Below are 12,784 nucleotides of genomic sequence, written 5' to 3' on the forward strand. Positions count from 1 at the left end.
CAGACTTCACTCCAGAGGCCCGGATCCCGAACATACGTCGGGATCCGGGCCTCTGTGGGTTCAGGGACCTGTTCGAGGCGCGTGCTGCAGCCACTCGTCGAAGGTTTGCTTGCCTAGATCAGAGCCGGGCTGCGGCAACAGGGTTCCGTTCCGCATCGCGCGCCCGAAACCGCCGGGAAGCGGAAGCTCGAGGACCTTTCCCTTTGCTCCGGTGGCTTCTGCCCACCGCCGACTGAGCTTCGCCATCCGTTCCACCCGAGGCCCCGCGAGGTCGGGGACTCGCTGTGAGGGGCCAGCCTCTGCAAGGTCCACCAGCCTCACGGCTACCTCGTTGGCGGCGACGGGCTGGGACTGCATGGCCGGCACGAACGACACCGGGCCAGACTTCATCCGGGTGAAGATCTGGCCGGCGAACTCGTGGAACTGCGTCGCGCGGAGGATTGTCCAGGGAACATCGCTTTCGCTGACCTGCTGTTCCTGCTTGAACTTTCCCGCGTAGTACCCGTAGGGCGCCTTATCGATTCCAACGATCGAGAGGAGCACGTAGTGGTCGACGCCTGCTGCCAGGCCTGCCGCGAGAAGCTTCCCTGTCACCGACGTGAAAAACTTCGTAGATTTGGCCGCGCTGGCTGTCTCTTTGGACGTGACATCGATGATCACTCCGACACCACTCAGATCGAGCGGCTCGCTGCCTGCGAGATCCACGCCCTCCGACCTGCTGAGCACATCGACCTGGTGCCCGCGCTCACGGGCACGCTCGACGACATGACGGCCAACCATTCCTGTACCTCCGGCAACAGCAATCCTCATGTCATCATCCTTCTCGTCTGGGCACGCTGCTACTTGAGAACCTACCGCCGCCGGTGATCCTCCGGTGAAAGCCGCGGCCCGTAGGCCTGCTTCCTGAACCCGCTCGCATAAAGCATCCGTACAACCCGCTGACGCTGCCCGGCCCAGGGCTTGAGCAGTTCGAGCATCCCGGCGTCGTCAGTGCGCTCGCCGGTCAGCGCCGCCCCAACGTACGCCGCAAGGTGGAAATCCCCGACCGAGATGGAATCCGGACACCCGTGGGTGCGCTGAAGCACCTCGGCGGTTGTCCACGGGCCGATTCCGGGGATCGAGCACAACCCGGCGTGCACACCGGCAGCATCGAGACCGGCCAGCCGTTCCAGACCGGAGGCGACGCCGGCCGCCCTCAGCGCGGACGCCGATCGTTTCGCATCAACCCCGGCCCGGTGCCATTCCCACGACGGAACCCGTCGCCACTGGGCGGCCGTAGGCGGTAGCCGCAGCTCCCGTGGAGCGCCGGGAGCGGCAGGAGCAGGATCTCCGAAGCGGCTCACCAGATACCGCCAGGCCCGTTTTGCCTCGAGTCCCGTCACCTTCTGCTCCAGAATCACGCGGACGACGGCGTCGAGCATCCTTCCGGTCGCGGGCAACCGCAGACCGGGCTGCAGATAGCGGCCTTTCCGCGCGAGCTCAGGCAAACCTGCCGTGAAACCGGGCTCATCAAATCCGCTCCAGTCATCCAGCAGCCCTATCAACCGCGGCACAGAGTCCAGGGCAAGTGCGGCGCCCGGACCCCACGCCGTCGCGAGCACCGCAGACGACCGCAGCCCGCCCCGCTGTGACAGGCGCAGGGTGGCCGCGCCGTCGTCATTCCGGAAGGCCATCCATACCGCGCCGTCACCGAAAATCACTGTGGGATCGTGAGGACCACACTGCAACGGTCCCACCGAGGCCAGCAGCGAGTAGGCTCCTTCCGGCTCCACGACGGCCGACAGAGCGGCTGGAGCGGAGGCAGTGAGGGTCATGGCGTTAATGCTCGCACGCGCGGGTGACAGTTCCTCAGTCGGGGAGTGTCGGTGGCTCGCGGTAACTTGTTAACCATGAAGTTCGCCAACTCCGTCGTGGATCTGATCGGTAACACCCCTCTCATCAAACTCAACAGGGTCACGGAGGGGATCGCCGCAACGGTCCTGGTGAAGGTGGAGTACATGAACCCGGGCGGGTCCGTGAAGGACCGCATCGCCGTCAAGATCATTGACGCTGCGGAGAAAGAGGGCAAGCTCAAGCCCGGCGGCACAATTATCGAGCCTACGTCGGGGAACACCGGCGTAGGGCTGGCGCTCATTGCGCAGCAGCGCGGCTACAAGTGCATTTTCGTGGTCCCGGACAAGGTGGGCGAGGACAAGCGCAACGTCCTGGCTGCCTACGGTGCCGAGGTTGTTGTCACTCCCACAGCAGTCGCGCCGGACAGCCCCCAGTCGTATTACGGCGTGTCCGATCGCCTCACCCGCGAGATACCGGGCGCGTTCAAGCCCGACCAGTTCTCCAACCCCAACGGCCCCCTCAGCCACTACGAGAGCACCGGACCGGAGATCTGGCGTGACACCGAGGGTCAGATCACGCACTTCGTCGCCGGCGTTGGCACCGGTGGCACCATCAGCGGCACCGGCCGCTACCTCAAGGACGTTTCCAAGAACCGTGAGTCCGGCCCTGTCCGTGTCGTCGGTGCCGATCCGGAAGGCTCGGTCTACTCGGGCGGCTCAGGGCGGCCCTACTTCGTTGAAGGCGTCGGTGAGGACATGTGGCCGGACGCCTATGATCCGTCGGTCCCGGACGAGATCATTGCCGTGAACGACGCCGAGAGTTTCGCCATGACCCGCAGGCTCGCCCGGGAGGAGGGCCTCCTTGTCGGCGGTTCGTCGGGTATGGCGGTGACCGCTGCTCTCCGGGCGGCAAAGGACCTCACCAAGGACGACGTCGTCGTCGTCCTTCTTCCCGACAGTGGCCGCGGCTATCTCGGCAAGATCTTCAACGATGACTGGATGAAGTCCTACGGCTTCATGGACAGCGGTGACGAGGCAACGGTCGGTGAAGTCCTCCGATCAAAGAACGGATCCCTCCCGGATCTGGTACACACCCACCCGAACGAGACCGTCCGTGATGTCATCATGATCATGAACGAGTTCGGCGTATCGAATATCCCGGTTCTGTCCCAGGAGCCCCCGGTGGTCATGGGTGAGGTCCTCGGGTCGGTCGACGAACGGCTGCTCACCGAGAAGATTTTCCACGGCACGGCCAAGCTCACAGACAAGATCTCCCAGCATATGGCTGAGAAGATGCCGATCATCGGTTCGCTCGAGTCCGTGACCACCGCGCGCGAACGCCTGCAGGACAGCGACACCCTCATGGTTACCTTCGTCGGGGCACCGGTGGGAATACTTACGCGCCACGACCTGCTGACGTACCTGAGCAGCTAAACCTCTATCACGATCGGAAAGGCGAGCAATGCCTTCAACAAACGGCTTCAACACCCGTGCGGTCCACGCCGGCCAGACACCGGACCCTACAACCGGTGCGGTCATTCCGCCGCTGTACCAGACCACAACCTTCGCGCAGGACGGCATCGGCCAGCTGCGCAACGGGTACGAGTACGGGCGTGGCACCAACCCAACCCGCGACTCGCTTCAGGCGCAGCTCGCGGCGCTCGAGGGCGCAGAGCACGCGTTCAGCTTCTCGTCCGGCCTTGCGGCTGAAGATGCCCTGATCCGCGCAGCATTGAGGCCCGGCGACCACATCGTGCTGGGCAACGACGCGTATGGCGGAACCTACCGGCTCATCAACCGTGTGCTCGCTGACTGGGGCATCACCAACTCTGCGGTCGACATGTCGGATCTGGACGCGGTGGAGAAGGCGGTCGCTTCCGGGAACACCCGCATGGTGTGGGTCGAGACGCCGTCCAACCCGATGATGAAAATCACCGACATCGCAGCAATCGCCGAGGTCGCCGGGAAGGCAGGCGCCCTGCTGGTCGTCGACAACACCTTCGCCACTCCGTACCTGCAGCAGCCGCTCTCCTTCGGTGCCGACGTCGTCGTTCATTCGACCACGAAGTACATCGGCGGGCATTCGGATGCCAGCGGCGGCGCCGTCGTGCTCAACGACGCCGACCTCGCCGAGAAGGTGGGCTTCATCCAGTTCGCGGTGGGTGCTGTCTCCGCCCCCATGGAGGCCTGGCTGACCACGCGCGGCCTGAAGACCCTTGGCGTGCGGATGGACCGGCACAGCTCGAATGCGCTCGCTATTGCCCAGTGGCTCTCCGGAAGGGACGAAGTCGAGAAGGTCTACTACCCCGGCCTTCCGGAACACCCGGGATACGAGCTCGCGGCGCGCCAGATGCGCGACTTCGGCGGCATGATCTCGGTGTCCTTCAAGGGCGGCGAGCAGGCTGCGCGCACCGTCGCTGAATCCACCGAGCTCTTCACGCTCGCCGAGTCCCTCGGTGGAATCGAATCCCTGATGAACTACCCGTCGGAGATGACCCACGCGTCGGTGAAGGGAACCGAGCTCGCGGTGCCCGAGAACCTGGTGCGTCTCTCCGTGGGAATCGAGGACGTCGAGGACCTCATCGCGGACCTCGCGAAGGCTTTCGCGAACCTCTAAACAAGGCGCCGGATTCTCGGCATACTGGTCGCATGGAGAAGCAGGTTGATCTTGGACCGGCGGCAGCGCAGATGGCGTCGCTGGTGCACGGTGTCAAAGACAGTCAGCTCGGATCGAGGACGCCGTGCGACAAGTACACGGTCGAGGCCCTGCTGCAGCATGTTGACGGCCTGTCGCTGGCTTTCACTGCCGCGGCCGAGAAGAACTTCGGTCCGAAGACTTCCACGCCGCCCGGCGGTGAGGCACCGCCGCTCGGCGACGGGTGGAGGCCCCGCATCGCGGCTCAGCTGCGGGGGATGGCGGAAGCCTGGTTACACACTGAGGCGTGGGAGGGCATGACCCAGGCAGGCGGGATCGAACTGCCGGGTTCAGTGGCGGGCATCGTCGCCGCCGACGAGCTGGTGATTCATGGCTGGGACCTCGCCCGGGCCACCGGGCAGTCCTTCGACTGGGATGCCGGAGCGCTGGGCGCCGCGAGACAGTTCGTGGAGGAAATGTCGGAACCTGGACAGCCCCGGGACGGTCTCTTCGGGCCCGCGGAGCCGGTGCCGGAAGGGGCCACCGAACTCGAGCGGGTCATCGCTCTGAGCGGACGCGATCCTCGGTGGACCCCGTCGGGCTGAAGTCAGCCTTTCCGGAAGGGACTGGCCGTTCGGCTGGCCAGCCGAACCCACTTGTTCTGCGGTTTGGGGCTGATCAGCTGGAACCAGGCAGTCGACGTCGGCAGCCACATCAGCACCACGCCGATCAGCATGACCGCGCACACCACGGAGAGCCCGGGCGTTCTGCGGACCAGGATCGGGACGCCGACGATGAGACCGATCGTCGTGAGAAGTTCACGGGCGCCGCGCTTTCCCCGCTGCAATCCAAGCACCAGCACCAACTGCACAACAGCGAGCGCGCCCAGCAGAACGCCGAGGCCGACGAGCCCCGCCCGGTCAATCTCCTGGGCTGCCGCTGAGAGCAGGAAAGATCCCGCGGCGATCAGGAAGAGGACGCTGACCAGCACCTCCACGGCGATGGCTGCCCGTATGGTCAGCGGCGGTGGGGGAAGGCCGGGGCGGGACTGTCGTGCCATCTCAGCCTCGGGGAGCTACGACGCCGGTTCGGGCGTCGGTGTCGTAGTGATAGACCTCTTTGCCGCCGATCCAGACGGTGAGCGCGCGTTGCATGACATCCAGCGGATCACCGCTCCACAGCACGACGTCGGCGTCCTTGCCCGGCTCCAGGGAGCCAATGCGCTCGGCCAACCCCAATACCTTCGCGGGATTGATCGTGATTGAGCGTAATGCGGTGATGCTGTCCAGGCCCTCCTTCATGGCGAGTGTTGCCTGGTGGACCAGGAAGTTGATCGGGATGACCGGATGGTCCGTGATGATGGAAATCTCGACGCCGGCAGCGGCCAGCTTGCCCGGATTGGCAATCGAGCGGCCCCGCAGCTCCACCTTCGACTTTGTGGTGAAGAGCGGGCCGATCAGCACCGGAATGCCGCGCTCAGCCAGGACGTCGGCGAGCAGATGGGCCTCGGTACCGTGGTCAAGGACAAGGTCATAACCGAACTCGTCCGCGATGCGCAGGGCGGTGGCGATGTCGTCGGCGCGGTGGGCATGCTGGCGCCAGGGAATCTCGCGGCGCAACACCATGGCCAATGCCTCGAGCTTCGGGTCCCGGGCGTTCTCCTCAGCCTTGCCCATGTAGTTCTGGGCATCCATGAAGGCTTTCCGGATCACCATGGCGGTGCCGAGCCGTGTAGAGGGTGTCTGCTTCTTTTCGGCGTAGACGCGCTTGGGGTTTTCACCGAGAGCCGACTTCAGGCCGCTGGGGGAGCGCAGTACCATCTCCTCGATGTAGCGACCGTGCGAGTGGATGGCGACGGTCAGCCCGCCGATAGCGTTTCCGGAGCCCGGATTCACGTTCACTGAGGTCACGCCGCCGGCGAGGGCGTCATCGAATCCCGGGTCGAAGGGATTGATGGCGTCCAGTGCACGGACGCCGGCAGTAACGGGGTCGGTCATCTCGTTGGTGTCATCGCCGGCCCAGCCCTCACCCTCTTCATGGGTGCCGAGGTGTACGTGCGCGTCCACGAATCCGGGAAGGAGCCACCTGCCCGCGGCGTCGATGACGTCGGCGCCTTCGGGCGCGGTGACATCGGCTCCCAGTGCGGAGATTTTCCCGTTCTCGATCACGACGGTTCCATCGAAGGGTTCGCCTTCGATCGGGACGACATGGGCATTGATGATTGCTGTGGCAGTCATGGGTCTGGACCTTTCGCCTGGGGTGGGGTCACAGCCAAACTTACCGTCTGACTACACTGATGCGATGACGCGACGATCAGCCCTGATCACCGGCGCCGGGCGCTCCGTGGGCATCGGAGCGGGAATTGCCCGAGCCCTCGCAGCGGACGGATGGGACCTGGTCCTCTCCTACTGGCACCCCTATGACCAGCGGGTCCACCAGATGGAGGAACCCTACGCCGAACTGCGTGACCTTGCGGCGGAACTCGAAGCGATCGGTTCCCGCGTGACGCTCCTGCCAGCGGACCTTGAACAGCCGGACATCGCCGATGCGCTGATTCACGACGCCGCGGAACTCGGTCCGCTCACCGGGCTGGTGCTTTCACACGCCGAGAGTGTTGACTCGTCCATCCTGGACACGACGGTCGAGAGCTTCGACCGCCACTTCGCCGTCAATGTCCGGGCAGCCTGGCAACTCATCCGTGCCTTCGCGCAGCAGTGCCCCGGCGACGGCGGCGCGATCGTGGCACTCACGAGCGACCACACCGTACACAACCTGCCGTACGGCGCATCGAAGGGCGCGCTGGACCGGATCGTGATTGCCGCAGCCAGCGAACTGGGCGAGCGGAAGATCAGCTCCAACGTGCTCAACCCCGGACCGGTCGACACCGGCTGGATGACGGACGAAGTGCGGGAGGCACTCACCGCCCGGCAGCCCACCGGCAGGCTCGGCACGCCCGCCGACGTGGCCGACGTCGTCGTCTTTCTTCTGTCCCGGCAGGGGCGCTGGATCAACGGGCAGCTCATTAAAGCGGACGGCGGGTTCTCCGCCTCCTGAAGTGAGCGGCCGGCGGGTGGCCGCTAGGATCGGTGAATGACTGCTGGTCTCCTGCTCGCCGTGTGTCGCGTCCATGCCCTGCTGCCCACAAAGGACTCGACCGGCGTCACAGCCATCGACAAGCGGGCAGCGGCCGGGCGGGTGAAGGTGCATCGACTCGGACTCACCGGAGACATCCAGGCGAGCCGCAAGCATCACGGCGGCCCGTCCAAGGCCCTCTACGCGTACTCGCAGGAAGACGCGGATTTCTGGTCAGCGGAAGTGGGACGCGACATCGCGCCGGGCACATTCGGTGAGAACCTGCGGGTCTCCGGAATCGAGGCCACACACGCGGTCATTGGCGAGCGCTGGCGGATCGGTGAGGTGCTCCTTGAGGTCACCGAGCCCCGGACCCCGTGCATCAACTTCGCCCGCTTCCTGGGTGAGCCCAACTGGGTGAAGCGCTTCTCCGGGGAGCGCAGGACCGGCACGTACCTGCGCGTGGTTAAGGGTGGATACATCGAGGCGGGGGACGCCGTCGTCGTTGAGCACCGGCCGGAGCACGGGGTGACCATCGGCCAGCTTTTCGCCGGCCTGGGGCCTGACCAGGCGGCCAGGCTCCAGGCCGCGCACGACGGCGGTGCGAAGCTTACGCCCGACGTCGCCAAAGCACTCGCACGGGCGCAGAAGCTTCCCGCGTAACTCCCTTCCCGCCTAATCCCGGACGGCCTCCCGCCTGCTAGCGGCCCGACCCCGGCCTTGACCTGCGCCGGGGAAGCCAGGGCCGCGGCCGGCCGTTGAAATTGTTGGGCAGGGCTGTCTCGATGCGGTCGTCGACGTGCTCACCGAAGTGTTCATCGAAGTGTTCGGAGAGATGCTCCGTCACGCTCTCGCCGATCTCGCGTTCGAGTTCCATCCGCCGCTGGCGCCGCTCGACCCGGATCAGCGCCTGTTGCTCGGCGCTCAGCGCTTTGTAGAGCGAGATGCACATGCCGATGATGACAACGCTGATGGGAAGCGCCGTCAGGATGGCACCGGTCTGCAGCGCAGCCAGGCCACCGGCCAGCAGCAGTGCAATCGCAATGGCGCCTTCCAGGCCGGCCCACAGCACGCGGCTCCATTTCGGCGGGTCCGTCTCGCCGCCGGAGGCCAGCATGTCAACGACGAGGGAGCCGGAGTCTGAGGAGGTGATGAAGAAGATCGCCACCAGGGCGATAGCTACGACCGACAGGACCCCGGCCAGCGGCAACCCCTCAATCAGGTTGAACAGCACGTTCTCCGAGACGATGCCCACGGCCGGATCGAACAGGCCTCCATTGGAGTCCTCGAATGCACGGCTGATCGCGCTGCCGCCCATGACCGCGAACCAGATAAAACTCACCATGGAGGGAACCAGCAGCACACCCAACACGAACTCGCGCACTGTTCGTCCACGGGAGATTCTGGCGATGAAGAGGCCCACGAAAGGCGCCCAGGACATCCACCATCCCCAGTAGAAGACAGTCCAGGAGGCCTGCCAGTTCCGGCCTTCCTCCCCGGCGAAGGCGCTGGTGTCGAAGGTCAGCCCAACGATGGACTGCAGGTAGGAACCGAGTGACTGGACGAATTCACGGAACAGGAACAGCGTGGGGCCGAGCAGCAGTACCGCTATGAGGAAGATGCCCGCCATGCCGAGGTTGATATTCGACAGCCACTTGATGCCCTTGTCGACACCGCTGACAACCGAGAGGATAGCGATGAACGTGATGACGATGATGAGCCCAACCAGGAGTGCGTCGGTGGATTCGCCGAAGACGCCCAGCTGGACCAGGCCGGCCCCGATCTGTTGCACGCCGAGCCCGAGCGAGGTTGCGACGCCGAAGACGGTGCCGACGATGGCGATGATGTCGATGACGTCACCCACCCGTCCACGAACACGGTCGCCCAGAAGCGGTTCAAGGGCCCACCGGATCGAAACGGGCCGACCCCTGCGGTGAATGGCGTACGCAAGTGAGAGACCGACAACCGCGTAGATCGCCCACGCGTGGAATCCCCAGTGCAGGTAGGTCTGCGTCATGGCTGCGCTGGCCAATTCCCGGGCGTCACCGTCGACGCCGGGCTTCGGATTGACGAAAAATGTCAGCGGCTCCGCGGCACCCCAGAAAACAAGGCCGATTCCCATGCCTGCAGCAAAGAGCATCGCAAACCAGGACAGGAGCTTGAACTCGGGTACGCCGTCGTCCTTACCGAGTTTGATGTCACCGAAACGGCTCAGTCCCATCCATACGGCGAATACAACGAAGCCGGCTACGGCAAGGAGGTAGTAGGGGCCGAATACCGCCACGACGCCGCTTTGCGCGGCTGACAGTGCGGTTCCCGTGCCTTCGGGGAACATGATGGCAAGCACCGCGGCAGCCACGATGATGATCAGGGCAGGCCAGAAGATGTTGGGTGCAAGTATGAAGCCCTTGCCTCCATTTCGCTGCCTCCCGGAGAGTGAGCTCTCCTGTGCGGTTGATTCCCGTTCTGATTTCATGTCCATCCTTCGGGCAGCTATTGGGGCGCTACATTTGTTCACCAGCTTTTCATGCTCTAGTTCAGATGCAAATGAACTCCCGAGTAGGAATTTCATCCGGCTGTGGTCAGCCTCACGTGGCAACCAGGGCCCTGCTGGAAAGGGTGCGGGACGTCGTGGGGTACACTTGAAACATCCCCCACACCGGTTTTCCCTTTATTCCTGCCCTTGAAGCGGCATGGATTGGTTGTGTTGGGGCCCGCTGCGTCTAGCGAAGCGGGCAGATTCATTCAGGGAGCGCCGGTCAGAGAACATTGCACTTCACCGTTGTGATAGCGGCCGAAGCTGGAATGTATGGTCCTGCCGCGGGATTGAAACAGCGCTGGATTTCCTGTTCATACGGCTCATGCAGCCGCCCGGCTCCTAGTGAAGGTCAACTTCCCCATGCCTGAAAACCTGCCCTCAGAAACCCTTGAAACCGAAACTGCGAACACCGAGACACCGGATATCACGTTCGCTGACTTCAATCTCGATGGACGCGTGCTGGCCGCGCTGTCCGACGTCGGCTACGAGAAGCCCTCGCCTATCCAGGCTGCGACCATTCCGGCCCTGCTGGAAGGGCGCGACGTCGTCGGCCTCGCCCAGACCGGTACCGGCAAGACCGCCGCGTTCGCTATCCCGGCCCTGTCGAAGATGGCTGAGCTCGCTGACCTCAACGGTCCTGCGAAGTTCACCCAGGTCCTGGTCCTTGCACCGACCCGCGAGCTCGCGCTCCAGGTCGCCGAGGCGTTCGCCTCCTACGCAAAGCACATCGATAACTTCAGCGTGCTGCCCGTCTACGGCGGATCCGCATACGGTCCGCAGCTGGCAGGACTCCGCCGCGGTGCCCAGGTAGTCGTCGGAACGCCCGGCCGTGTCATCGACCACCTGTCCAAGGGATCGCTCGACCTGTCCAACCTGCAGTACCTCGTGCTTGATGAAGCGGACGAGATGCTGCGCATGGGCTTCGCCGACGATGTGGAGCAGATCCTCGCAGGGACCCCGGAGGACAAGCAGGTTGCGCTGTTCTCCGCGACCATGCCGAGCGCTATCCGCCGCATTGCGCAGAAGTACCTGAACAACCCGCAGGAAATCACGGTCAAGTCCAAGACCACCACCGGCGCCAATACCCGGCAGCGGTACCTGCAGGTCATGGGTCCGCACAAGCTTGATGCCATGACCCGCATCCTTGAGGTCGAGGACTTCGACGGAATCATCGCCTTCGTGCGTACCAAGATGGCCACTGAAGACCTGGCGGACAAGTTGCGTTCCCGGGGCTTCCAGGCCGCTGCCATCAACGGTGACATTCCGCAGCAGCAGCGTGAGCGCACCATCGAGGCCCTGCGCGACGGCAAGATCGACATCCTGGTGGCGACGGACGTCGCGGCCCGCGGCCTCGACGTTGAGCGCATCTCGCTCGTGGTCAACTACGACATCCCGCACGACACCGAGTCCTACGTGCACCGTATCGGCCGCACCGGCCGTGCGGGCCGTTCGGGTGACGCGATCCTGTTCATCACCCCGCGCGAGAAGTACCTGCTGCGTTCCATCGAGAAGGCAACGCGCCAGCCGGTCGAGCAAATGCACCTGCCCTCCACGGAGGCGGTCAACGAACTGCGCCTGAACAAGTTCGCAGAGCGCATCACGGAAACCCTGGCCACCGAGGACGTCTCGATCTTCCGCGACCTGATCGCGAACTACGAGAACGAGCACAACGTTCCTGCCGCCGAGATCGCCGCTGCGCTTGCAGTCATGTCACAGGGCGGCAACCCGATCCTGGTCAAGGACATCCCGCAGGCTCCGGCCGGCCAGAAAGAGCGCGCAGGCGGACGCAAGGATGCCTTCGGTTCCCGTGGCCCCACACGCACTCTCACTGAGGGCAACGCGACCTACCGCATCGCCGTCGGTCGTCGCCAGCGGGTAATGCCCGGTTCCATCGTCGGCGCAATCGCCAACGAGGGTGGACTGTCGTCGTCGCAGATCGGCGGAATTGACATCCGCGCGGACCACACCCTGGTGGAGCTCCCAGCTGAGCTCTCCAAGGATCAGTGGCGTGCGCTGTCCAAGACCCGCATCGGCGGCGAACTGATCCACCTCGAACTGGACAAGGGCCGTCGCCCTGTCCGCGAGCGTCCCGCCGGTGACTTCAAGAAGCCGCACCGCAAGGGTGGCGAAGGCTTCCGGAGCGACCGTGGGCACGACGGCGGCTTCCGCCCGGAGCGCGCGCATGAAGGCGATTACCGCAGCGACCGCGGACACGACTCCGACGACCGCAAGCCGCGCCACAAGAAGGGTGCCGGCGCCGGCACCGGACGCCGCGACAAGTGGTGATTCCGGGCTCTCTTTAGCGCCATAGAACGACGCCGGTCTTCCGCAGCTGCGGGGGGCCGGCGTCGTCGTTTTTGGGGTCCGGAAGTGACGGGCAACGCACCTCGCGGCTCGATTTTTCAGCACGCGAATTAGCTGGTAAAGTTTTCTGCTGTTGCCCCCCTAGCTCAGTGGTAGAGCGCGTTCTTGGTAAGAACGAGGTCACCGGATCGATTCCGGTGGGGGGCTCTCAAATGGGAGGCCCGCCGCAGATCGTAAGATTGAAGCGGGCAGTCTCATTTATGGCGGTGTAGCTCAGCTGGTTAGAGCGCACGACTCATAATCGTGAGGTCGCGGGATCGAGTCCCGCCACCGCTACAGACAACAGGCCGGCGGCTCTTCAACGAGCTGCCGGCCTGTTTCGTTTTCCCCGGTACGCACAGT

11 protein-coding genes and 2 tRNA genes are annotated in these 12,784 nt (G+C 64.5%); 8 read left to right on the top strand and 5 right to left on the bottom strand.

The genetic code is table 11. The features are described from left to right. Positions 1–60: 60 nt before the first annotated feature. Positions 61–810 carry an SDR family oxidoreductase gene (locus AC5RTB_RS05775; RefSeq protein WP_494060125.1) on the bottom strand — a complete coding sequence of 250 codons (750 nt, stop codon included), beginning with the start codon at positions 808–810 and terminating at the stop codon, positions 61–63. 41 nt (positions 811–851) lie between these two features. Beyond that, complete coding sequence (locus tag AC5RTB_RS05780) at positions 852–1,814, bottom strand: DNA-3-methyladenine glycosylase family protein (RefSeq protein WP_494060126.1); 963 nt, start codon at positions 1,812–1,814, stop codon at positions 852–854. Positions 1,815–1,889: 75 nt separating this feature from the next. Here AC5RTB_RS05780 and AC5RTB_RS05785 point away from each other — a divergent pair, with 75 nt between their 5' ends. From AC5RTB_RS05785 to AC5RTB_RS05795, 3 genes are read left to right on the top strand one after another with little or no spacing between them, the layout of a single operon-like run. Then, on the top strand, positions 1,890–3,266 hold the full coding sequence (locus tag AC5RTB_RS05785; RefSeq protein ID WP_494060127.1) for a cystathionine beta-synthase: 1,377 nt from the start codon (positions 1,890–1,892) through the stop codon (positions 3,264–3,266). A 28-nt stretch (positions 3,267–3,294) separates the two neighbouring features. Continuing rightward, positions 3,295–4,449, top strand: coding sequence for a cystathionine gamma-synthase (locus AC5RTB_RS05790; RefSeq protein WP_494060128.1), 1,155 nt, complete (start codon positions 3,295–3,297; stop codon positions 4,447–4,449). 32 nt (positions 4,450–4,481) lie between these two features. After that, entirely contained in the window at positions 4,482–5,072 is a 591-nt protein-coding gene (locus AC5RTB_RS05795) for a TIGR03086 family metal-binding protein (RefSeq protein ID WP_494060129.1), read from the top strand. A 2-nt stretch (positions 5,073–5,074) separates the two neighbouring features. On the opposite strand, the gene AC5RTB_RS05800 is transcribed toward AC5RTB_RS05795, so the two are convergent. Together AC5RTB_RS05800 and AC5RTB_RS05805 are read right to left on the bottom strand one after the other, a co-directional pair. Then, entirely contained in the window at positions 5,075–5,527 is a 453-nt protein-coding gene (locus tag AC5RTB_RS05800; RefSeq protein WP_494060130.1) for a hypothetical protein, read from the bottom strand. A gap of 1 nt (position 5,528) precedes the next feature. Next, complete coding sequence (locus AC5RTB_RS05805) at positions 5,529–6,704, bottom strand: amidohydrolase (RefSeq protein ID WP_494060131.1); 1,176 nt, start codon at positions 6,702–6,704, stop codon at positions 5,529–5,531. Positions 6,705–6,768: 64 nt separating this feature from the next. Here AC5RTB_RS05805 and AC5RTB_RS05810 point away from each other — a divergent pair, with 64 nt between their 5' ends. Together AC5RTB_RS05810 and AC5RTB_RS05815 are read left to right on the top strand one after the other, a co-directional pair. Beyond that, positions 6,769–7,521, top strand: coding sequence for an SDR family oxidoreductase (locus AC5RTB_RS05810; protein WP_494060132.1), 753 nt, complete (start codon positions 6,769–6,771; stop codon positions 7,519–7,521). A gap of 36 nt (positions 7,522–7,557) precedes the next feature. Next, entirely contained in the window at positions 7,558–8,202 is a 645-nt protein-coding gene (locus AC5RTB_RS05815; RefSeq protein ID WP_494060133.1) for an MOSC domain-containing protein, read from the top strand. A 37-nt stretch (positions 8,203–8,239) separates the two neighbouring features. On the opposite strand, the gene AC5RTB_RS05820 is transcribed toward AC5RTB_RS05815, so the two are convergent. Next, the gene (locus AC5RTB_RS05820) at positions 8,240–10,015 is read right to left on the bottom strand and encodes a BCCT family transporter (RefSeq protein WP_494060134.1); all 1,776 of its coding nucleotides are present in this window, start codon (positions 10,013–10,015) and stop codon (positions 8,240–8,242) included. A gap of 423 nt (positions 10,016–10,438) precedes the next feature. On the opposite strand from AC5RTB_RS05820, the gene AC5RTB_RS05825 reads away from it, so the two are divergent. From AC5RTB_RS05825 to AC5RTB_RS05835, 3 genes are all read left to right on the top strand, one after another. Next, positions 10,439–12,364 carry a DEAD/DEAH box helicase gene (locus tag AC5RTB_RS05825; RefSeq protein ID WP_494060135.1) on the top strand — a complete coding sequence of 642 codons (1,926 nt, stop codon included), beginning with the start codon at positions 10,439–10,441 and terminating at the stop codon, positions 12,362–12,364. 153 nt (positions 12,365–12,517) lie between these two features. Beyond that, positions 12,518–12,589, top strand: a tRNA-Thr gene (locus tag AC5RTB_RS05830). A 55-nt stretch (positions 12,590–12,644) separates the two neighbouring features. Continuing rightward, positions 12,645–12,718: transfer RNA gene (locus AC5RTB_RS05835), tRNA-Met, on the top strand. Positions 12,719–12,784 lie beyond the last annotated feature (66 nt).

Source organism: Arthrobacter sp. M71 S08, from assembly GCF_059089725.1.